The following is a 22,580-nucleotide window of genomic DNA, read 5'->3' as shown; positions in this document are numbered from 1 at the left end:
ACATCAAACAGTTCCGATCCCTATCGAACGCTGTTGATCTCTGCGCTTTCTCTGCCGCAGCCGCAATGCCGCCATACCAGTTGACCCACATCAATCTGCGCAAGTTTTGACCCAGCTCATAATGGGCTCAAAACAAATTCAGGGCCGAGGTGACAAATGGCAACACTGCTACCAGCATTTGGTGCTTGCGCTTCGCGCATGACACCGGGCGAACGCCGGTTGGCCGAGCGGCTGGAACACAAACTCGACGACTAGCCTCTTAATCCCACCCTAGCCGGACGGTGCAGTAGTCCTAGCCCGCCGGGTAAGATTGCGGCCGTCGTCCCTAAGTCGCTCTATGTCATTTTTACTCGAATCACTCCAATATCAAAACCAGGCAGTCGGAGCGATTGTGAAGGTGTTCGCTGGCACTCCGCGTCAGACACCTGATTTTTGGCAAGGCACGTCCGTTTTGCCAAACCGCTGTCCTTTGAGCGGCGAGGACCTTTCCCGCAATCTCGATGTTGTGGCCCGCAAGTACCTGAAAGACCCCACCTCGCTTGAAAAGAGTGTCGCACCTGCGCAGCCATTTCCGCTTGAGCTGTGCGTTGAAATGGAAACGGGCACGGGCAAAACGCTGGTCTATCTGAAAAGCGTCTACGCGCTACACAAACATTACGGATGGAGCAAGTTCATCATCGTTGTGCCGTCCGTCGCTATTCGCGCGGGGGTTCTGAGCACCCTGAAAAGCTTTGGCAGTCAATTGGCCGATGAGCATCAGCTCAATTCCCCTATCAGCCACTTTGAATACGACAGCGCCAAACTCACACGGCTCAAGCAATTCATCACCAACACAGAGCCGCAAATCATGGTGATGACCTTGCAGTCGTTCAGCGCCGATGACCGCGTCATCAACCGCGCCGGACGCGACGACGCTATCGACGGCAAAACTTGGTTCGCAGCACTGGCTGACTGCCACCCCGTGGTGCTCATGGACGAGCCACAAGAAGGCATGGACACAGACAACGCCGTTGAACGCCTTGCCAGCCTCAAGCCTCTGGCCAAACTCCGGTTTTCGGCAACGCATGCCGTGGTCAAGAACCGCATCTTTCGCCTTGCGCCCGCTGACGCTTACGCGCAAGGTTTGGTCAAAAAAATTGAAGTCTTGTCCGTTTCCGAGAAAAACGACGAAGCCACCCTCAAGATTGAACTGATTGAGATACAGGCCACGGATGTGAGCGCCCCCAAAGCCAAGCTACGCCTGTGGATTCGCAATGCCAAAGGTGAATTTATCTGGAAAGAGAGCCGCTGGCTCAAAAAAGACGATGCACTGGCAAAAGTCAGCAACAACATCAGCTATGGCGACTTCACGATTGAGCGTATCTACAAAAAAGGCCTGCGCAATGGCATCTGGACCGTGCTTTTCACCAACGGCATTGAAATGCAGCTCAATCAACGCTCGGGTGACATGGCCGGATTATTCCGAGCTCAACTGAGCTGGCTAATTCAAACCCACTTTGAGAAAAAGGCAAAGCTGGTAAGTAAAGGCATTAAATGCCTGTCACTGGTGTTCATTGACAAAGTCGACAACTACCTGGCCAGCGATGCCACTGCGGCACCCCTCATCAAAACCCTGTTTGAAGAGGAATACAGCCGCATCGTCGGCGAGCGAACGGGTCGTACGCCAACGCCGCAAGAGGTTCATGCAGCCCAAGGGTCTTATTTTTCACGCACAAAATCAGGTGACTACACCGACCGGGCCGACTCCATGGCGGCCAACGCTGAAATTTACCGACGCATTCTCCACGACAAAGAAGGTCTGCTCAAACTAGGTGACCCAATTGAATTCATCTTTTCGCATTCGGCGCTGGGCGTGGGTTGGGACAACCCCAACATCTTCAACATCGCCACGTTGAACCAGAGCTACAGCGAAAGCAAGAAGCGGCAAGAAATCGGACGCGGCTTGCGCATCTGCGTTAACCAAAATGGCCAACGTGTTTATGACGCCATCGATGTGGTTGAAGGTGAAGAAACCAACCTGCTCACCGTCATCCCCAACGAGACCTACGCCACCTTTGCCCGCCAATACCAGCAGCAAGTACAAGACGACTATGGCGATGCCAGCGCGGGTGCCAAACTGCGCGAAAACCACAAAGGCCAGCGCAAACACAACACCATCAACCGCAACGACAAGCTGTTTAACAGTGCGGCGTTCAAGAGCTTCTGGCAGCGCATTGCGCGCACTACCCGCTACACCGTCAGCTTCAACGAAGACGAGATTGTGACGGATGCAGCCCCGAAAATCGACGAAATCGCCATGGCGGTGTACGAGGCAGAAGCAACCCTCACCCGCATCAAAAGCCTGGGCGACAACCCGAACGGGGCGGGCGCACAAAGCAAAGATGAATACGTTTTGAACGGTGAATGGCAAGGCAGCGCGACCGAAACTCTTAAAGCCCGCTTTGCGCCGCTCGATCTGGTCGAAGAGTTATCGGAAGGCACCAGCCTGTCACTGCGCGCCACGCACCGGCTGCTGGCCGGCGTGCTGCAAGACCCGGTTCGCGCGGCCAACCTGCTGCACAACCCCCAGCGTTTTTTGCAGCAAGCCACCACCATTGTGAAAAATGCCGAAACCGAAGCCATGCTGCGCGGCCTGCGTTACGAGCTGGACGGCGGCACCCTCCCTCTGGCAACACTGCAAGCCAGCATCAACACTTATAAATCCGTGGTGGGCACCCCAAAAACCGGCTTGTACGACCAGGCGATGTGCGACAGCGGCAAAGAAATCGAGTTTGCCAGGCAGGCGGACTACGACCCGCAGTTGCTGTGTCTGCTCAAACTGCCGGATGGCTACAAAATTGCCACGCCCATTGGCACCACCTACACCCCCGACTTTGGCCTGGTTTTCAAGGCTGGCAACCGCGCTGCCATGCCCGGCAGCCAAATGAGTTTCGATGACACACGAGCGCTTGACGACAACAGCTTCATCTTTGTGGTCGAAGTCAAAGGCACCAACGACCTGGACGACCGCGCGGCCCTAACAGAGGACGAACGCCTGAAAATTTTGTGCGCCGAAAAGCACTTCAAAGCCTTGGGGTTTGAAACCCGGCGCAACGGCCGCGCCCTGACGCTGCTGCCCGGCCAAGGTGCCTACAGCGCGCCCCACGCCACTTACGACCACTTCAAAACCGGCTTGACGCTGGGCAACCCCAGCACCTGAGATGAGCACCATACCCACCCCTCCCGCCACTGCCGCTGTTGAAGCGCCTCGTATGCCTCAGAGCCCGGACCTGCTGGCCGAACGCTTGGCCCGTTTGAAAAGCGACTTTCCCGACCTGTTCACCGATGAAGGCCGACTGAACCCAGCCGAACTGCAACGCTTGGTGGGCGAAGGCGAAAGCGAGCGCTACGAGTTTCGCTGGCACGGCAAAGGCGAAGCCAAGCGACGCGCCTTCATGCCGACCACGGCGGCGCTGAACTATGACGCATCCCGCAGCATGAACCCGGACCAAGCCCGCGGCAACCTCATCATCGAAGGTGAAAACCTCGAAGTTTTGAAGTTGTTGCTCTCCAGCTACCGGGGCCAGGTCAAGTGCATCTACATTGACCCACCCTACAACACGGGCAAAGACTTTGTTTACAGCGACAACTACACCCAAGACAAGCGCCCCTACTGGGAGCAAACCGGGGTCACCGAAGGCGGCGTGAAGGTCGACACCAATGCACAGGCTGATGGCCGCTACCACTCCAACTGGCTCAACATGATCTACCCCCGCCTGCTGGTGGCGCGCCAACTGCTGCGTGAGGATGGCGTGGTTATGGTGTCGATTGACGATTACGAAATTGACAACCTGCGCCGCACCATGGACGAGGCGTTTGGGGAAGAAAACCACGTTGCCACCTTGGTTTGGGAGAAGGGACGCAAAAACGACGCCAAATTATTTTCAGTCGGACATGAGTACATGGCGGTCTACGCCAAAGACTTGCAGGCCCTGAAAGACGCCAAAACCATCTGGCGCGAAGCCAAGCCCGGCGCCAAGGAGATTTGGGATGAGTATGTGCGTCTGCGCAAAACCCATGGTGAAAGCGACTTGGCGATTGAGGCCGACCTGACGGAGTGGTTTCGCAATCTGCCTGCGGGCCATGCTTCCAAGAGGCTTGCGCGCTATCGGCGGGTGGACAGCAATGGGCCATGGCGCGACCGTGATATCTCATGGCCGGGTGGCGGCGGGCCACGCTACGACGTGCTGCATAAAGACACAGGGCTTCCCTGCAAAGTGCCTGAGCGTGGTTGGGGTATTTCGGCACCGGACGAAATGCAACGGCAGATTGATCTCGACCTGATTGTGTTTCGCGCTGATCACACCGAACCGCCATTCCGTAAAGCACATTTGCGCCCGGTGGCGGATGAGCTGGACCCAGAGAACGGTCTCGATGAAGAGGATGAAAACGCAACGGCCGACCCGGATGACGCTGGATTGGCAATGCAGGTGCGTGGATCGTGCATTTACAAGCAATCGCAAGTGGCCGTCAAGGCGCTGCGCAAGCTGATGGGCGCCAAGGTGTTCCCCAATCCCAAAGACTATGAAGAGTTGGCCAAACTGATTCAGTACGTGACGGGCGGCGACCCCTGCGCGCTGGTGTTGGATTTTTTTGGCGGCAGTGGCAGCACGGCCCATGCGGTGCTCAAGCTCAACAGGGAAGATGGCGGTAACCGGCAGTTTGTAACGGTTCAACTCCCCGAGGAAATCAAACCCAAAGAGGCCGCTTACAAACAGGGTTATCGGAAAATCAGCGACATCACCATCGACCGCGTCAAGCGTGTGATCGCCGGCACGGGTGACAAGCCGCAGCCGCTGGACGCGGGCTTCAAAGTGTTCAGCCTGGTCAAGTCCAACTTTCCGCGTGTTGAATTTGCGCCTGACCCTGACAAGACTGAAGCAGAGAATTTGATCGCACTCAAGGCCTACATTCAAGCCAAAGAGGCCAGTCTATTCAACGTCCTGCCGCGTGAATTGATTCAGGATGAGGTTTTTCTCAAGTGCGGTTTTCAGCTGGACTATCAGTTGGAACGCGTGACGGAATTAACGGGCAACGAGGTCTGGCGAGTGAGTGATAGCCAGGCCACGCCGCGTACCGCTGTGGTGTGTTTTGACACGCAATTGACGGCCGTCACCCTGGACTGGTTCAAAGCGCAAACAGGCCGCGTTATTTTGCTGGAGGCTGCGCTCGACACCACCATGAAGTGGAACCTTCGGCATACGTTGGGGGCAAGGTTCATTGCGTTTTAGGGGTGAATCAGCATTGACGTATTGGGCAGGTAATGCACCACTACCTCGTGCTACCCAATTGCCGGAGCGGTGCCATGGCATGGGTAGCGCAAGCTTCGCAAGCGACGAGGGTTAACCCTGATTAAATATGGGTTGCACCCAAATTAAAATAGGTGCAACTCATTTTGGAAATAGGTGCAACCATGGCCACAGTCACACTCGGTATCAAGGTTGATGAGGCGCTGCGAACGCGCATCAAGGAGGCCGCAATAGCCCAAGGGCGGACGTCCCACTGGCTTATCAAGCAGGCGGTTCTGCACTACGTTGAGAGCATCGAACGCGGACATGTTCCGCTTGGTGCAAACCAAGGCGCAACCAACACCCTCTCCGGCGTCGAGACTGACGAAGAGGAAGACGTGGCGCCGCCGCCCAGTGCACCGTCTTCAGCACCCCAGCCCTTCCTGGACTGGGCCCAAAACGTGCTGCCGCAGACCGAGATGCGCGCTGCCATCACCGCCGCCTGGCACCGTCCCGAGCCTGAATGCCTGCCGATGCTGGTGCAATTGGCGCATGTGAGCGACGCGGACCAGCGCGCCGCGATTGAAGAAGTCGCGACCCGGTTGGTTGAAGGCCTGCGCAGCAACAAGACCGGCGGCGGCGTGGAGGCGTTGGTGCAGGAGTTTTCGCTCTCCAGCCAGGAAGGCGTGGCGCTGATGTGCATGGCCGAGGCGCTCCTGCGCATTCCCGACAACGCCACGCGCGACGCGCTGATTCGCGACAAAATCAGTCACGGTGACTGGCATTCGCACCTGGGCAACTCGCCCTCGCTGTTCGTCAACGCCGCCGTCTGGGGCCTGATGCTGACCGGCAAGCTCACCGCCACCGCCAGCGAGAAGAGCATGGGCAACGCGCTGACCCGCATGATCGGCAAGGGTGGCGAGCCGCTGATCCGCCAGGGCGTGCACCGCGCCATGAAGCTGATGGGCGAGCAGTTCGTCACCGGGCAGACCATCTCCGAGGCGCTGGCCAACAGCCGCGCGCTGGAGAAAAAAGGCTTTCGCTATTCCTACGATATGCTGGGCGAGGCGGCCACCACCGAGGCGGATGCGGAGCGCTATGTCGCCTCCTACGAGCAATCGATCCGCGCCATCGGCATGGCGTCCAACGGCCGTGGCATCTTTGAAGGCCCGGGCATTTCGGTGAAGCTGTCGGCGCTGCACACGCGCTACAGCCGCGCCCAGCGCGATCGTGTCATGGATGAGCTGCTGCCGCGACTGACCAAGCTGGCGCTGCTGGCGCGCAAGTACGACATCGCCATCAACATCGACGCTGAAGAGTCTGACCGCCTGGAACTCTCCCTGGACCTGTTAGAGAACCTGTGTTTCGACCCCAGGCTCAAAGGCTGGAACGGCATCGGCTTCGTGGTGCAGTCCTACCTCAAGCGCTGCCCTTATGTGATCGACCATGTGATTGACCTGGCAAGGCGCAGCGGCCACCGCCTGATGATCCGCCTGGTCAAAGGCGCTTACTGGGACGCAGAGATCAAGCGCGCCCAGCTCGACGGCCTGGACGGCTACCCGGTCTACACCCGCAAGGTGCATACCGATGTGGCTTACCTCGCTTGCGCGCGCAAGTTGCTCGCCGCACCCGAGGCGGTTTACCCGCAATTTGCCACCCACAACGCGCAAACCGTGGCGTCGATTTACCAGATGGCGGGCAACAACTACTACGCCGGGCAGTACGAGTTTCAGTGCCTGCATGGCATGGGCGAGCCGCTGTACGAGCAGGTCACCGGCACGGTGGCCGACGGCAAGCTGGGGCGCCCATGCCGCATTTACGCGCCGGTGGGCACGCACGAGACGCTCTTGGCGTATCTGGTGCGCCGGCTGCTGGAGAACGGCTCCAACTCATCCTTTGTCAACCGCATTGGCGACCTCAAGGTGCAGGTCGATGACCTGGTGGCCGACCCGGTGCTGGAGGCGCAGGCGATTGAGGCGCAGGCGGGCCAGCTGGGCGCGCCGCACCCCAAGATTGCGCTGCCGCGCCAGCTGTTTGCCGCCCTGGGCGCCCAGTCGCGCTTGAACTCATCGGGCCTGAATCTGGCCAACGAACAACAGCTGGCCTCGCTCGCCGCGGGCTTGCTGCGCAGCACGCAAGTGATCCATGCCGCTTGCGCCACGGTGGCGCAGGTGGCGCCAGTCAGTGCGTCCACTGCCGTGGCGCAGGGCTGGCAAGCGGTCTGCAACCCGGCCGACACGCGCGACCAGGTCGGCTGGGTGCGACCGGCTTCGGTGGCCGAGCTTGAGCTCGCAGTTGAGCGCGCCGCTCGCGCGACCCAAATCTGGCAAGTGACACCACCCCAAGAACGCGCCGCCTGCCTCAAGCGCGCCGCCGACTTGCTGGAGCAGCGCACGCAAAGCATCCTGGGCCTGATCGTGCGCGAAGCGGGCAAGTCGCTGCCCAACGCCATTTCCGAAATCCGCGAGGCGGTGGACTTCTTGCGCTATTACGCGGCCCAGGCAGAAGCCACCTTTGACAATCAGACGCAGCGCTCGCTCGGTGTGGTGCTGTGCATCAGCCCGTGGAATTTCCCGCTGGCGATCTTTGCCGGCCAGGTTGCCGCCGCGCTGGCCAGCGGCAACTGTGTGCTGGCCAAGCCGGCAGAGCAAACGCCGCTGGTCGCTGATCTGATGGTGCGCCTGCTGCACGAAGCCGGCGTGCCGCTGGATGCGGTGCAACTGGTTCCCGGCACCGGTGAGGTCGTGGGCACCGCGCTGGTGGCGCACGCGCAGGTGGCGGGCGTGATGTTTACCGGCTCGACCGAGGTGGCGCGGCTGATTGCGCAAACCTTGTCACAGCGCCTGAGCCGGCAGGGCCACTGCATCCCCTTGATTGCCGAGACCGGGGGCCAAAATGCCATGGTGGTCGATTCATCGGCATTGGCTGAGCAGGTGGTGGGCGATGTGTTGTCTTCAGCTTTCGACTCGGCCGGCCAGCGCTGCTCGGCGCTTCGATTGCTGTGCATCCAGGAAGACGTGGCCGACCGGGTCATTGGCATGATCAAGGACGCGATGCGCGAGTGGGTCATGGGCAACCCGGACCGCATGCACACCGATGTGGGTCCGGTGATCGACGAGGAGGCAAGGGTGCAGATTGAGCAGCACATTGAGGCGATGCGCTCAGACGGCCAAGCGGTGACCCGCATGGCGCGCGACGAGAGCGCAGGCCAAGGTCATTTTGTGATGCCCACGCTGATTGAGATCGACCGCATCGAGCGCCTGCAGCGCGAGGTGTTCGGCCCGGTGCTGCATGTGCTGCGCTACCGGCGCGACGACCTCGCCAGTGTGCTCAATGCCATTAACGCCACCGGCTACGGCCTGACCTTTGGGGTGCACAGCCGCATTGACGAGACCATCGCCCAGGTCACGCAAAAGGTGCAGGCGGGCAATATATACGTCAACCGCAATGTGATCGGCGCGGTGGTGGGAGTGCAGCCTTTTGGCGGCATGGGCCTGTCGGGCACTGGGCCCAAAGCGGGCGGGCCGCTCTATCTGTACCGGCTCTTACAGCAAGATGATGCCCAATGCAACCCGGCTTTGAGTGCCCTGGCGGCCTCGCCTGCCAGTCGCGCGCTGCCGCTGGCCAGCGCCGAGCGTCACCTCAACGCGCATCCCGCTTTGCTGGCGCTGCAGAGTTTGATGGCGAGCCTGCAAGGGCCAACGCTGGTGGCGGCAGGGCAAGGGGGCTTAAGCGGCCTGGACATGGCGCAGGCCACGGCCGCGTGCGCAAGGTATCGGGCCGCCAGCGTGCTTGGCCAGGTCTTTCTGCTGCCGGGCCCCACGGGGGAGTCGAACCGCTACCAGCTGCTGGCGCGGGGCGCGGTCTGGGCCGTGCCACAGACGGCGCTTGGGCTGATCCACCAGGTGGCAGCTGCCTTGGCCAGTGGCAACCCGTGCTGGATCGAGACCCCCGCCAGCGACAGCGCCGTGGCCCATGTGCTGAGCACCTTGCCGCCCGAGGTGCAGCGCTTTGTGCAACAGCGCAGCTTTGATCAGTTGCGCAGCGAGCAGCACGTGAGCGCCATGTTGTTTGAAGGTGATGGCGATGCGCTGCAAGCCCTGGCCCCGACCGTGGCGCAGCAGGCGGGAGCCCTCGTGCGCATTGAAAGCTTGTCGCCCGCGCAGTTGGCATCAGGTGCCTGCTACGACTTGAGCGCCCTGATGCATGAGCAAAGCATCAGCACCAACACGGCCGCCGCCGGTGGCAACGCGCAACTCATGACGATGGACTGAGCCGTGCAGCAGGTTCAGGTGCCAGAGCGGCACCCTGAGCTGATTCAAAAGAACCCACAACGAGGAGACCTCAATGAAATTCAAGACACCGCCGTGACGACCGGATCGACCCCAATCCAATCCAATCCAAATCAAAACCCAGGCCCCAAAACCGGCCCCCTTACTTTCAGGAAACACACATGAAACTCAAAAGCACACTCCTTCCCCTGGTTGGCGCTCTGGCGCTGGCCTTTGCCAGCCAGGCTTATGCGCAGGAACAAAAGGTCGTCATCGGCCTGAGCGGCCCCTTGTCAGGCGCCAACGCCTTTGCCGGCAAGGACAACGAAAACGGCGTGCGCCTGGCGATTGAAGACCTCAACAGCAAAAAGATCAGCGTCGGGGGCAAGACCCTTAAATTTGAACTGTTGTCCGAAGACGACCAATGCGACCCCAGAGCCGGCGTCATGGTGGCGCAAAAGCTGGTCGACAGCGGCGTCAAATTTGTCATGGGTCCGTATTGCTCGGGCGTGGCGGTGCCGGCATCGCGCCTGTACAGCCAGGGCGGCGCCATGCTGTCAACCGTGGGCACCAACCCCAAAGTCACGCTGGGCGGCTACAAGAACCTGTTCCGGATCATTGCCAGCGACAACCAGATTGGCGCCAGCATGGCCGCTTATGCGGACAATGTGCTCAAGCTCAAATCGGTGGCCGTGATTGACGACCGCACCGCCTTTGGCCAGGGCGTGGCCGAAGAATTCACCAAAGAAGCCAAGAAGTTGGGGCTGAGCGTGGTGGGTCAGGAATTCACGACCGACAAAGCGACCGATTTCACCGCCATCCTGACCAGCTTGAAGGCCAAGAAGCCAGAAGCCATCTTCTTCGGCGGCTATGCACCGCAGGCCGGACCTATGGCGCGTCAGATGCAGCAGCTCGCGCTCAAGACCAAGTTGCTGGGCGGCGACACGTTGTGCAGCCCTGAAATGGGAAAACTCGGTGGTGAAGCGGTCAATGACGTGGTCTTTTGTGCCCAGGGTGGTTCGATTCTGGACAAGGCCGCCAACGGCCCGGCCTTCAAGGCGAAGTTCAAGAAGCGCTTTGGCCTGGACCCCGATGTGTACGCCGCGCCTTTTTATGACCAGACCATGTTCATTGGCGAGTCCATGCAAAAGGCCAACTCCATCGACCCGAACAAGGTCGGCGCAGAAATCTACAAGTCGAGTTACAAGGGCGTCGCTGGCACCTACAGCTATGACGACAAGGGCAACATGAAGCAGGCGCCGATCACGGTCTACACCTTCAAGAACGCCTTGCCAGTGCCACTGGCAAGTTATTGATATTGAATTAGGTTAGACCCTTGGTCATTTGAGGCCGCCCGCCGCGTGCGGTGGGCGGCCGAAAAAAGTTGTAAATGAATATTTCAAATGGCAACGCCAACGCGGATGTTGTCCCGACTGCCCCGACAATGCCCGAGGCGCTTGCCATGTCAGAGGCTGTTTGCTTTCATATTAATAGCTATGTATGCAATATACACGGGGGCTAGAGGCTTAAAACGTGTAGATGTCTAGTTGACTCGCGATATTGCGTTATTGATGCTCGACCTTGGTAATAATCGAAATTCAGGGGGTCGCCCAGTGGCATCGCAGAGGGGTGGCATGAGGATGAGTTGTTCAGCGCAAGACCAGAAAGAGGTGAGAAATGAGAGCAGGTATGGGTATTTTGGGTTTGTTGTTGGCGCTGGTCGTCGTTGGGCTGCTGGCCAAAAAACAGTTGGGCGCGGTGGCAGGCACAGCACCCGCAACCCAGTCTGGCGTTTCGGCTCCAGTGGGCACGCCGCAGCAACAAAGCCAGCAGTTGCAGGACCAAGTCAAAAAATCGGTTGAAGAGGCGATGCAACAGAAGCGGCCCGAGTCGCCGGATCAATGATGAGCCTGAACCACTTGCTCAATCAGCTTCGGCTGCTGCTCGGCTTGGTGTTGACAGTCAGCGCCGGCGCGGCGACTGCCACTTTGGGGCAGTCACCCTGGGCAGCCGGGGCTACTGCAGCGTCGTCTGCGGTGCCCGCTGCAAAAATGCAGGCTGTCACGCCCGTGGCCCCAAGCAGTCTTTACACGCTTCACGAGATTCAGCTTGAAAATGGAACCACCGTTCGCGAATATGCGACGCCTGCCGGAATTGTTTTTGCGGTGTCGTGGCAGGGGCCGGTGTTGCCCGATCTGAGCGCGCTGCTGGGCACTTATTTCAACACCTTCAAGCAGGAAACTGAACGGCTTCGCGCTGCGGGACGACGCGGAGGACCGGTGAGCATTGAGCATCCCAATCTTGTCATTCAATCGGGCGGCCGGATGCGAAATTTTTTTGGACATGCCTATGCGCCGGCCCTGATCCCGACCGGTCTCAATATCAAAGATGTACTGCAATAAATTCTTGAATCGCGCCCTCGCGCTGGCGCTGGTTGCGACGCTCGTCACGGCGTGCGGTGGCGGCGGTGGCGGCGACTCGACGCCTGTGTCCGTTACGCCTGAAGCGCCGAGTGCACCTGTGGTACAGCCTGTGCCCGCGGCGGCCAACGTGAGCCAACTGACGGTAGACGCTGGCCCCTCCGGCACGGGCTACAACGTCAACCGCCTGTACACCACGGTCAAGGTCTGCAGTCCCGACAGCACGCAATGCAAGACCATTGAGCACGTGCTGGTGGATACCGGCTCCTTTGGCGTGCGGCTGTTGGCCAGCGCGATGGATCCCACCTTGAACCTGAAGCAGTCGACCGGCGCCAACGGTTCTCCTCTGCTCAATTGTGCGAAGTTTGTCGACGACAGCTTTGCCTGGGGCCCGGTGGTGAAGGCCGATGTGGTGATGGGCGGCATGACGGCCGCCAGTGTGCCGATTCAAGTCATCGCAGACCCGGCGTTCAACGGCCTGGCGGCTGCATGTTCGGTCGGCGGTACGGCGATCACCAACGCAACGGTACTTGGCGCGAACGGCATCCTTGGGATTGGCCTGTTCAAGGAAGACTGTGGGGAACGCTGCAACCAAATTGTCAACAACGGTTCTTATTACACCTGCACTGACGCCAACTGCACCGCCACCACCGGTGCGAAAACCAGTATCGCCCAACAGGTGAAGAACCCGGTGCCCTTGTTCGCATCTGACAGCAATGGCGTGCTGATCGACTTGCCAGGTGTGAGTGCGGCCGGTGCACCCAGTCTGAACGGATCGCTGATTTTCGGCATCGGCACACAGCCCAATAACCGATGGACCCCCGGCGCGGTTCTGACAACCGATTCTGTGGGCTATGTCACTACCTTGCTGGCAGGGCAAAACCTGCCCAGCAGCTTTACCAACAGCTTTTTCGACTCGGGCTCCAATGGCTTGTTCTTTGATTCCACGATCACAAAATGTGGGACCAGTGCTGACGGGTTTTATTGTCCAACGTCGCCTGTCAATTTGTCGGCCACATTGGTGGGGGCCAATCGGGCGACAAGTGCCATCTCGTTTTCCGTTGACAAAGCGACCGACTTGTTTGCCGGTGGCGTCAATCACGTGCTGCCCACCTTGGCGGGCGGCATTGGTGACATCCCAGGCCATCCGTCTACCTTTGATTGGGGTTTACCCTTCTTTTACGGCCGACGGGTGTTTTTTGGCATCGAGGGGCAGGCATCGATGCTGGGAACCGGCCCGTTTTACGCCTTCTGAACCACGGTTCAGTTGGCGGCTTCCAGCCCGTTCTTGAAGTGCTCCTGCATCCGCCGCACGGACAGCGCCGCGTCCCGTGCCGCAAGGGCCGCCATCAGGGCACGGTGTTCATTCAATGATTCCTCGATGCGCCCGGATTTCAGCAGCGAGTTGTGGCGGTTGAGCTTCATCACCTTGCGCAAGTCGGCCACCATCTGGTTGCGCCAGCGGTTGTTGGCAATCTCCAGCAAGCGCATGTGGAAGCGTTCGTTAATCTCAAAAAAGAGTTCCCGGTTTTGGCCGTCCGGGGCGGCAGCCGCTTCCAGTTCAAGGTGCAGCGCCTGCAGCTCTTCGATTTGGGGTGCCGTGGCCGTGGTTGCCACCACGCCGGCACCATCAGATTCCAGCAGGCTGAGCAGGTGGTACACATCTGACAAGTCGCGCTCGGATACCTCGGTCACATAAGCGCCACGGCGCACCTTCATGGTGACCAGCCCTTCGGCCGCCAGCACTTTGAGCGCTTCACGCAGCGGTGTGCGGCTGATGCCATAGGCTTCGGCAATTTTCAGTTCGTCAATCCAGCTGCCGGGCGCCAGTTCACGCGTGAAAATGCGCTGACGCAGGAGCTCAGCCACCTCTTCATAGAGTGCGCGAGGAGAAAGGGAAAGCGCTGCCATGGGGCGAATTGTAAGCTTGAAACAATATTCTGAATCAATAATTATAAATAACGTGAACTACAATTGGTTTGCCGAGGCATGCACAGGGCCGCAGGGGTCCGGTGCGATTCGGTACACGATTGACTTCGATCAACCCATTGCGAGCGGCCTCTGTCATGACCCAAAAATATCCTGAATTTCAGACTGCCAACCTTGAGGCCTGGGCCAAAGCGGCCGCCAAGTCCGCACCGGGCGGCAATGTGGAGGCACTCAACTGGCAAACGCCCGACGGCATCACGGTCAAGCCGCTCTACACCGCAGCCGACACCCAGAACCTGCCTTACGCCAACACCCTGCCGGGTTTTGAGCCCTACCTGCGCGGCCCGCAGGCCACCATGTACGCGGTGCGGCCCTGGACGATTCGGCAATACGCCGGCTTTTCCACGGCAGAAGAGTCCAACGCGTTTTACCGCAAGGCGCTGACCGCCGGCGGGCAGGGCGTGAGCGTGGCCTTTGATCTGGCGACCCATCGGGGTTATGACAGCGACCACCCGCGTGTGACGGGGGACGTGGGCAAGGCCGGTGTGGCGATTGATTCGGTCGAAGACATGAAGGTGCTGTTCGACCAGATTCCGCTGGACAAGGTCAGTGTGTCCATGACCATGAACGGTGCTGTGCTGCCGGTGCTGGCTGGTTACGTGGTGGCGGCAGAAGAGCAGGGCGTGAGCCAGGATAAGTTGAGCGGAACGATTCAGAACGACATTCTGAAAGAGTTCATGGTGCGCAACACCTACATCTACCCCCCAAAGCCTTCGATGCGCATCATTGGCGACATCATCGAGTACACGGCCAAAAACATGCCGAAGTTCAACTCGATTTCGATCAGCGGCTACCACATGCAGGAGGCTGGCGCCAACCAGGCGCTCGAGCTCGCCTTCACGCTGGCTGACGGCAAGGAATACGTCAAGACCGCCATCGCCAAAGGCATGGATGTGGACGAGTTTGCCGGGCGACTGAGTTTTTTCTGGGCCATCGGCATGAACTTCTACCTGGAAGTCGCCAAGATGCGCGCCGCGCGCCTGCTGTGGTGCCGCATCATGAAAGGCTTCAACGCCAAATCGCCGAAGAGCCTGATGCTGCGCACGCACTGCCAGACGAGCGGCTGGAGCCTGACCGAGCAGGACCCCTACAACAACGTGGTGCGCACCACCATCGAGGCGATGGCGGCGGTGTTCGGCGGCACGCAAAGTCTGCACACCAACAGCTTTGACGAAGCCATCGCGCTGCCGACCGAATTCAGCTCGCGCATCGCCCGCAACACCCAGCTCATCATTCAGGAAGAGACCCACATCCCCAACGTGATCGATCCCTGGGCCGGCAGCTACATGATGGAAAAGCTGACGCAGGACATGGCGGACGCGGCTTGGGCCATCATTGAGGAAGTCGAAGCCATGGGCGGCATGACCCAAGCGGTTGACAGCGGCTGGGCCAAGCTGAAAATTGAAGCGGCCGCTGCGGAAAAGCAGGCGCGCATTGACAGCGGCAAGGATGTGATCGTCGGCGTGAACAAGTACAAGCTCAAGCTGGAGGACGTGATCGAATCGCGCGACATTGACAACGTGGCGGTGCGCGACGGCCAGATCGAGCGTCTCAATAAAATCAAGAAAAATAGGGACGCAGCCCAGGTGCAGCAAGCGCTGGCAGCTATCGAAACTGCAGCAGCCAGCGGCACCGGCAATCTGCTGGACTTGTCCATCAAAGCGGTGCGCGCACGCGCCACGGTGGGTGAAATCAGCGATGCCATGGAAAAATCCTTCGGCCGCCACCGCGCCGACACGCAAAAAGTGACCGGTGTCTATGCCGCCGCTTTTGACACCGACACCACCGACGGGGACACCATGGATTACTGGAATGCGCTCAAGGCCGAGATTGCCGACTTTGCCGCCGCGCAAGGCAGGCGCCCGCGCGTCATGATCAGCAAGCTGGGCCAGGACGGCCACGACCGCGGTGCCAAGGTGGTGGCCACGGCCTTTGCCGACCTCGGCTTTGACGTCGACATTGGCCCGCTGTTCCAGACCCCCGAAGAATGCGCCCGCCAGGCGATTGAAAACGACGTGCACGCCGTCGGCGTCAGCACGCTGGCAGCCGGTCACAAGACCCTGGTGCCTGCCATCATCGCTGAGTTGCACAAGCAGGGCGCCGATGACATCATCGTGTTCGTGGGCGGCGTGATTCCGCGTCAGGACTACGCCATGCTGTATGACGCGGGTGTCAAAGGCATTTACGGCCCGGGTACGCCGATCCCTGCCAGTGCCAAGGACGTGCTGGCGCAGATCAAAAAAGCCTTGAATGTCTGAATTGACCGTTGTTATACTGTAATACCGTATTTCACCCGGAGCCGATCATGGCTGTGTCTGTTCGCATGGATCCCTTGCTTGAGAAAGAGTTGGAACTTGCCGCCAAGCGCAAGGGCCTGACTAAGTCGCAGTTCATCATCGATGCCGTCGAGCGTGCGCTGGGGCGAAAAAATCCGTTTGAATTGATGACAGCTCTCAAGGCGGAAGAAAGTCGACCTGAATACCAATCGGTCACGCTGGCCTACCAGGGGTGGGAACAGCCTTATGACACCGATGCATCCAGAGCGCAACTGATTGAACGACTCAAGGCCAAGCATGCCAGCAGCACTGATTGATGCCAGCGCGCTGGTGGCTGTTTTTGGCACTGACCAGCCCAAAGGGCAGCATTACCAGACCTTGTTTCAAAGCGCGTCAGAGCAACGTTGGTCTCTGTCAACGACCTGGCCCTGCGTGACTGAGGCCAGTTACATGGTGGCACCGCCGCAGCGTTACACCTTGTTGCGTTGGTTGGGCCATGGCGCCATTTCGGTGTATCCATTTGAACAAGAGGAACTGATTGATTTTGCCGATCTCATGCACCGCTATACGCAAGCACCACGCTCTGAAATGGATCTGGCCGATGCCTCGCTGCTGTGGTTGGCCGAGCAAACGGGTGTCACTCGCATCATGACGCTGGATGTGCGCGACTTCTCGCGCTATCGGCTGCCTGATGGTCGCTCGTTTGAAATTTTATGAGAAATAAGCCTGTAGCCCCCGTCCAGACTGCACAAGCAGCTTCTTATTTAATAGCGGGCTCGGCATCGCAGGGTACGCCTTGGAACCGCTTGCATGAAGCGATTTTGCAGGGCACGCCGCCGCAGCAACGCCGCGCCATCGCCAAAGCCATCACCTTGCTGGAATCGACCCGCGCCGACCACCGGCTGCAGGCTGACGAGCTTTTGACCGCCTTGCTGCCTCACACCGGCAAGTCGTTTCGTCTGGGCATCAGCGGCGTTCCGGGCGTCGGCAAGTCGACCTTTATTGAGGCTCTGGGCCTGTACCTGATTGCGCAGGGCCACCGCGTCGCCGTTCTCACCATTGACCCCTCCAGCACCGTCTCGGGCGGCTCCATCCTGGGCGACAAGACGCGCATGGAAAGGCTCTCGGTGCACGAGCACGCCTACATTCGCCCCAGCCCCAGCAGCGGCACTTTGGGGGGCGTGGCCGAGAAAACGCGCGAGGCAATGCTGGTGTGCGAGGCCGCCGGTTATGACGTGGTGATTGTCGAAACCGTGGGCGTCGGCCAGTCCGAGACGGCGGTGGCCAACATGACCGACATGTTCGTGCTGATGCAGTTGCCCAACGCGGGTGACGATCTGCAGGCCATCAAGAAAGGCGTGATGGAACTGGCCGACCTGGTCGTCATCAACAAGGCCGACATCGACCCCAACGCCGCGACGCGCGCGCGCGCCCAGATCACCTCGTCACTGCGCTTGCTGGGGCTGCACGGCAACCCGCAGCACATGCACCATGACGAAAAAATCTGGCACCCGCAGGTGATCCAGCTTAGCGCGCTGCAGGGGCAGGGCGTTGACACTTTCTGGGCCGCAGTGCTGCAATTCAGATCCTTGCAGCTTGATAGCGGCAGGTTTGGCGCGCGGCGCCAGCAGCAATCGCTGGCCTGGATGTGGGAGCGCATTGATGCCGGCTTGAAACAGGCGTTTCGTGAGCATCCGCAAGTCAATCAATTGCTGCCGCAGTTTACAAAGCAAGTGCTGGAGGGCCGTATGGCGGCCTCCACTGCAGCACGAAATATGCTTCTAGCCCAGGTAAATAGGGCATAGTTAGCTATAAAAGTAATAGTATAAATCGACCGAGACGATCACACCTTAAGAAAGAGAAAACCATGCACGACATCCTTGAACAACTTGAAGCCAAACGCGAGCTTGCGCGCTTGGGGGGTGGCCAAAAGCGCATTGACGCGCAACACAAAAAGGGCAAGCTCACCGCCCGTGAACGCCTGGAGTTGCTGCTCGACGAGGGCACGTTTGAAGAGTGGGACATGTTCGTGGAGCACCGCTGCGTCGATTTCGGCATGCAGGACCAGAAGATTCCGGGCGATGGTGTGGTGACAGGCTACGGCATGATCAATGGCCGCCTGGTGTTTGTGTTCAGCCAGGATTTCACCGTGTTTGGTGGTGCCTTGAGTGAGGCGCACGCGGAAAAAATTTGCAAAGTGATGGATCAGGCCATGAAGGTCGGTGCCCCCGTGATTGGTCTCAACGACTCGGGCGGTGCCCGCATTCAGGAGGGTGTGGCGTCTCTGGGCGGTTACGCCGACGTGTTTCAGCGCAACGTGATGGCCAGCGGCGTGGTGCCGCAGATCAGCATGATCATGGGCCCGTGTGCCGGTGGTGCCGTGTACTCGCCGGCCATGACCGACTTCATCTTCATGGTCAAAGACAGCTCCTACATGTTCGTGACCGGCCCCGAGGTGGTGAAGACCGTGACCCATGAAGAGGTGACCGCCGAGGAACTCGGTGGCGCCATCAGCCACACGACCAAAAGTGGTGTGGCCGATCTGGCGTTTGAGAACGATGTGGAAGCGCTCTTGATGCTGCGCCGCCTCTACAACTACCTGCCGCTCAACAACCGCGAGAGAGCGCCAGTGCGCCGCAGCGGTGACCCGGCCGAGCGCATGGACCTGAGCCTGGACTCGCTGGTGCCCGATAACGCGAACAAGCCCTATGACATGAAAGAGCTGATCGTCAAGACCGTCGACGACGGTGACTTTTTTGAGCTGCAGCCCGAGTACGCCAAAAACATCCTGATCGGCTTTGGCCGCATGGAAGGACAGACCGTGGGCATCGTGGCCAATCAGCCGCTGGTGCTGGCTGGTTGCCTGGACATCAAGAGCTCCATCAAGGCGGCGCGCTTTGTGCGCTTTTGCGATGCGTTCAATATTCCGGTCATCACCTTTGTCGATGTGCCCGGCTTCATGCCCGGCACGGCGCAAGAGTACGGCGGCATCATCAAGCATGGCGCCAAGCTGCTCTATGCCTTTGCCGAGTGCACGGTGCCCAAGATCACCGTCATCACGCGTAAAGCCTATGGTGGCGCTTATGACGTGATGAGCTCCAAGCACCTGCGCGGCGATGTGAACTTTGCCTGGCCCAATGCTGAGATTGCGGTGATGGGGGCCAAGGGCGCGGTGGAAATCATCTTCCGTGAAGACAAGAGCGACCCCGCCAAGATCGCGGCCAAAGAGGCCGAGTACAAAGCCCGCTTTGCCAACCCCTTTGTGGCCGGCGCGCGCGGCTTCATCGACGACGTGATCCTGCCACACGAAACCCGCAAACGCATTTGCCGTTCGTTGGTGATGCTGCGCGACAAGAAGGTTGAGAACCCGTGGCGCAAGCACGGCAATATTCCGCTGTGATTTGCACCGGTATGAATACCAACTCGTGCCGCGCTGGATCGGGCCACCCGGACGTTTTGCTCCGTGTCCCCCGGCCTTCGGCCTCCTCCTTTACCTGCGCAAAACGCCCAGGAAGCCCGATCCTGGGTGTTGGGTATTGCTCTGTCCCTAGCCAAACTTCCTTCGCAGCAATGGGCATGGCGTATCTGCCGCAGCGAAGTAAAGGAGGAGCCCGCTTCGGCGGGCGGGGGACATGAGCGGAGGTAGATACGCCGTGCCCATTGCGGGCTCAGACACGACGCACCACAACCAGAACGAAAGCCAACGCTGGCTCTCTAGAAATTGTTAGGAGTATTGAAATGTTTACCAAAATCCTGATCGCCAACCGTGGCGAAATCGCCTGTCGCGTCATCGTCACTGCCCGCAAGATGGGAATAAAAACGGTGGCGGTGTATTCCGACGCCGACAAGGACGCGCGCCATGTGCTGCTGGCCGACGAGGCCGTCAACATCGGCCCGGCGCCGAGCCGCGACAGTTATTTGCAGGGCGACAAAATCATCGCCGCTTGCAAGCAGACCGGCGCCCAGGCACTGCATCCTGGCTATGGTTTCTTGAGCGAGAACGCCGCGTTTGCAAAAAAAGTGGAAGAAGAAGGCATTGTCTTCATCGGCCCCAAGCACTACTCGATGGCCGCCATGGGCGACAAGATTGAGTCGAAGAAGCTGGCTGGCGCGGCCGGGGTGAACTGCATTCCGGGCGTCAACAGCGCAATAGAAACGGCTGAAAGCGCGGTTGAAATTGCCCAGGGCATTGGCTACCCCGTCATGATCAAAGCCAGCGCGGGCGGCGGCGGCAAAGGCCTGCGCGTCGCCTACAACGACAAGGAGGCGTTTGAGGGCTATACCAGCTGCCGCAACGAAGCGCGCAGCAGCTTTGGTGACGACCGGGTATTCGTCGAGAAGTATGTCGAGGAGCCGCGCCACATTGAAATCCAGTTGATTGGCGACAGCTTTGGCAACGTGGTGTATCTCAATGAGCGGGAATGCTCGCTGCAGCGCCGTCATCAAAAGGTGCTGGAAGAAGCGCCCTCATCCTTCATCAGCGAGGCGACCCGCAAAGCGATGGGCGAGCAGGCCGTGGCCTTGGCCAAAGCGGTGAACTACCAGAGTGCCGGCACGGTCGAGTTTGTGGTCGGCAAGGACCAGAGTTTTTACTTTCTGGAGATGAATACCCGCTTGCAGGTCGAGCACCCGGTGACTGAGTGCATCACCGGCCTGGACCTGGTGGAGTTGATGATTCGCGTCGCCGCCGGTGAAAAGTTGCCTTTGACACAGGCCGAAGTGAAGCGCGATGGCTGGGCGATTGAGTGCCGCATCAACGCAGAAGATCCGTTCCGAAGCTTCTTGCCCTCCACCGGACGTTTAGTGCGATTCCAACCACCGGCGCAGACCATGTTTGCCGCCGACACTGACCATTGGTTCGGCGTGCGGGTCGATACCGGGGTGCAGGACGGCGGCGAGATTCCCATGTTTTACGACTCGATGATCGGCAAGCTGATAGTGCACGGCAAGGACCGCCTGGATGCCATTGCCAAAATGCGCGAAGCGCTCAATGGTTTTGTGATTCGGGGTATCAGCAGCAACATCCCGTTTCAGGCCGCTCTGCTGGCGCATCCCAAGTTTGTGGCCGGGGACTTCAACACCGGCTTCATCGCGGAAAATTATTCAAAAGGTTTCCGCGCCGAAGATGTGCCGCACGCTGATGCTGACTGGTTGATTGCGCTGGCTGCCTTTGTTAACCGCATGTACCGCAACCGCGCCACCTTTATCAGCGGGCAGATGGAGGGTCATGAGGTCGAGGTGGGCGAAGACTTTGTGGTGGTGACCCTCGGTCAGCAAGGCGTCTCCAAGCCGACCCCGGTTGTGGTCACAGATTTTGAAGGTAAAACAGGCTCCAGCCTAGTCAGGGTGGGTGCCAGAAGCTACAAAATTTGTAGCAATTATCATCTCGGTCAAGTGCGTGTGGAGGGCACTTGCAACGGCGATCCGTTCACCGCTCAGGTCGAGCGCGGCAGCTTGGCGGGCAAAAATCCGCTGGCGATCCGGGTCTCGCACAACGGCACGCAAATCGACACGCTGGTGCTGTCCAAGCGTGCGGCCGAACTCTATACCCTGATGCCCTACAAGGCGCCGCCCGACATGAGTCGCTTTGTGCTGTCGCCGATGCCAGGCTTGCTGGTGGAAGTGGCGGTGGTACCCGGGCAGAAGGTGCTCGCGGGTGAGCGCGTGGCGGTGATTGAGGCGATGAAGATGGAAAACGTGTTGTTTGCGACAGCCGATGGTGTGGTGGCCAAAGTGTTGGCGGCCAAGGGAGAGAGTCTGACCGTGGATCAGGCGATTGTGGAGTTTGCATGAGCAGCCAATCGCTTGGACCTTTCGTCAAGCTCAGCACCGACCAGGCGCAGGAGCGGCCCTTTAAGGTGCTGGGTATCCAGCAAGTTGCCATTGGTGGAACAGACAAAACCAGACTGCAAAGGCTCTGGGTTGACATGCTGGGTCTGGAGGTGACCGGTACTTTCAGGAGCGAGCGCGAAAACGTGGATGAAGATATTTGCGCCATGGGTAGCGGCCCGTTCAAGGTCGAGGTTGACCTGATGCAGCCAGTCGACCCCGATAAGAAGCCTGCCGTGCAAAGCACACCGCTGAACCACATCGGACTCTGGATAGACGACCTGCCAGCTGCCGTGCAATGGCTCACGGCCCAAGGTGTTCGCTTTGCGCCCGGGGGCATCCGCCAGGGTGCCGCTGGTTTTGACATCTGTTTCCTGCATCCCAAATCGAATGACGAATTTCCAATCAGTGGCGAGGGCGTCTTGATTGAGTTGGTGCAGGCCCCGGCAGAGGTTGTTGTTGCGTTTGGAAACCTTTTGACAGGGGCCGCCTGACCTTTGGATGCGGGTCAATGTCAGCTATTTGCGT

The 22,580-nt window shown here is 59.4% G+C and carries 15 protein-coding genes and 1 pseudogene; 15 read left to right on the top strand and 1 reads right to left on the bottom strand.

Features of this window, described 5'->3' with window-relative positions; translation table 11 throughout:
- Nucleotides 1–156 precede the first annotated feature (156 nt).
- From GZ093_RS02750 to GZ093_RS02715, 8 genes and pseudogenes are all read left to right on the top strand, one after another.
- Nucleotides 157–249: pseudogene (locus GZ093_RS02750) on the top strand (NERD domain-containing protein); the annotation flags it as partial.
- A 220-nt stretch (nucleotides 250–469) separates the two neighbouring features.
- Nucleotides 470–3,199: a DEAD/DEAH box helicase family protein gene (locus GZ093_RS02745; protein ID WP_296481741.1), complete on the top strand. Its 2,730-nt coding sequence runs from the start codon at nucleotides 470–472 to the stop codon at nucleotides 3,197–3,199.
- A 1-nt stretch (nucleotide 3,200) separates the two neighbouring features.
- On the top strand, nucleotides 3,201–5,270 hold the full coding sequence (locus GZ093_RS02740; protein WP_296481739.1) for a site-specific DNA-methyltransferase: 2,070 nt from the start codon (nucleotides 3,201–3,203) through the stop codon (nucleotides 5,268–5,270).
- Between the two features lie 182 nt (nucleotides 5,271–5,452).
- Nucleotides 5,453–9,541: a trifunctional transcriptional regulator/proline dehydrogenase/L-glutamate gamma-semialdehyde dehydrogenase gene (putA, locus tag GZ093_RS02735; protein ID WP_296481736.1), complete on the top strand. Its 4,089-nt coding sequence runs from the start codon at nucleotides 5,453–5,455 to the stop codon at nucleotides 9,539–9,541.
- A gap of 179 nt (nucleotides 9,542–9,720) precedes the next feature.
- Nucleotides 9,721–10,854: a branched-chain amino acid ABC transporter substrate-binding protein gene (locus GZ093_RS02730; protein ID WP_296481733.1), complete on the top strand. Its 1,134-nt coding sequence runs from the start codon at nucleotides 9,721–9,723 to the stop codon at nucleotides 10,852–10,854.
- Nucleotides 10,855–11,215: 361 nt separating this feature from the next.
- The gene (locus GZ093_RS02725) at nucleotides 11,216–11,443 is read left to right on the top strand and encodes a hypothetical protein (RefSeq protein WP_296481730.1); all 228 of its coding nucleotides are present in this window, start codon (nucleotides 11,216–11,218) and stop codon (nucleotides 11,441–11,443) included.
- On the top strand, nucleotides 11,440–11,940 hold the full coding sequence (locus tag GZ093_RS02720) for a DUF2844 domain-containing protein (RefSeq protein WP_363260062.1): 501 nt from the start codon (nucleotides 11,440–11,442) through the stop codon (nucleotides 11,938–11,940). Before GZ093_RS02725 ends, GZ093_RS02720 begins: the two co-directional genes overlap by 4 nt.
- Nucleotides 11,941–11,944: 4 nt before the next feature.
- Nucleotides 11,945–13,213 (top strand): DUF3443 domain-containing protein, encoded by a 1,269-nt coding sequence (locus GZ093_RS02715; protein ID WP_296481726.1) that lies wholly within the window; start codon nucleotides 11,945–11,947, stop codon nucleotides 13,211–13,213.
- 8 nt (nucleotides 13,214–13,221) lie between these two features.
- Here the strand turns inward: GZ093_RS02715 and GZ093_RS02710 are convergent, their stop codons facing one another.
- Nucleotides 13,222–13,869, bottom strand: a complete 648-nt coding sequence (locus GZ093_RS02710; RefSeq protein WP_296481723.1) for a GntR family transcriptional regulator — start codon at nucleotides 13,867–13,869, stop codon at nucleotides 13,222–13,224.
- A 155-nt stretch (nucleotides 13,870–14,024) separates the two neighbouring features.
- Here GZ093_RS02710 and scpA point away from each other — a divergent pair, with 155 nt between their 5' ends.
- The 7 genes from scpA (at nucleotide 14,025) to GZ093_RS02675 (ending at nucleotide 22,546) form a co-directional block, all read left to right on the top strand.
- A complete protein-coding gene (scpA, locus tag GZ093_RS02705; protein ID WP_296481720.1) occupies nucleotides 14,025–16,205 on the top strand; it encodes a methylmalonyl-CoA mutase in 2,181 nt (726 codons plus the stop codon).
- Nucleotides 16,206–16,252: 47 nt separating this feature from the next.
- On the top strand, nucleotides 16,253–16,540 hold the full coding sequence (locus GZ093_RS02700; RefSeq protein WP_296481717.1) for a hypothetical protein: 288 nt from the start codon (nucleotides 16,253–16,255) through the stop codon (nucleotides 16,538–16,540).
- Entirely contained in the window at nucleotides 16,521–16,940 is a 420-nt protein-coding gene (locus GZ093_RS02695; protein ID WP_296481714.1) for a PIN domain-containing protein, read from the top strand. Before GZ093_RS02700 ends, GZ093_RS02695 begins: the two co-directional genes overlap by 20 nt.
- Nucleotides 16,941–17,029: 89 nt before the next feature.
- Nucleotides 17,030–18,028, top strand: coding sequence for a methylmalonyl Co-A mutase-associated GTPase MeaB (meaB, locus tag GZ093_RS02690; RefSeq protein ID WP_296481712.1), 999 nt, complete (start codon nucleotides 17,030–17,032; stop codon nucleotides 18,026–18,028).
- Between the two features lie 62 nt (nucleotides 18,029–18,090).
- Complete coding sequence (locus GZ093_RS02685; protein WP_296481710.1) at nucleotides 18,091–19,623, top strand: acyl-CoA carboxylase subunit beta; 1,533 nt, start codon at nucleotides 18,091–18,093, stop codon at nucleotides 19,621–19,623.
- A 338-nt stretch (nucleotides 19,624–19,961) separates the two neighbouring features.
- Nucleotides 19,962–22,016 carry an acetyl/propionyl/methylcrotonyl-CoA carboxylase subunit alpha gene (locus GZ093_RS02680; protein WP_296481708.1) on the top strand — a complete coding sequence of 685 codons (2,055 nt, stop codon included), beginning with the start codon at nucleotides 19,962–19,964 and terminating at the stop codon, nucleotides 22,014–22,016.
- Nucleotides 22,013–22,546, top strand: a complete 534-nt coding sequence (locus GZ093_RS02675) for a VOC family protein (protein ID WP_296481707.1) — start codon at nucleotides 22,013–22,015, stop codon at nucleotides 22,544–22,546. Before GZ093_RS02680 ends, GZ093_RS02675 begins: the two co-directional genes overlap by 4 nt.
- Nucleotides 22,547–22,580: the final 34 nt, after the last annotated feature.

The sequence above is a fragment of the Rhodoferax sp. genome (assembly GCF_010365055.1).
GTDB lineage: Bacteria > Pseudomonadota > Gammaproteobacteria > Burkholderiales > Burkholderiaceae_C > Rhodoferax.
The sequence above is the reverse complement of the archived record's forward strand: the minus strand, read 5'-3'. Positions and strand labels throughout refer to the sequence as shown.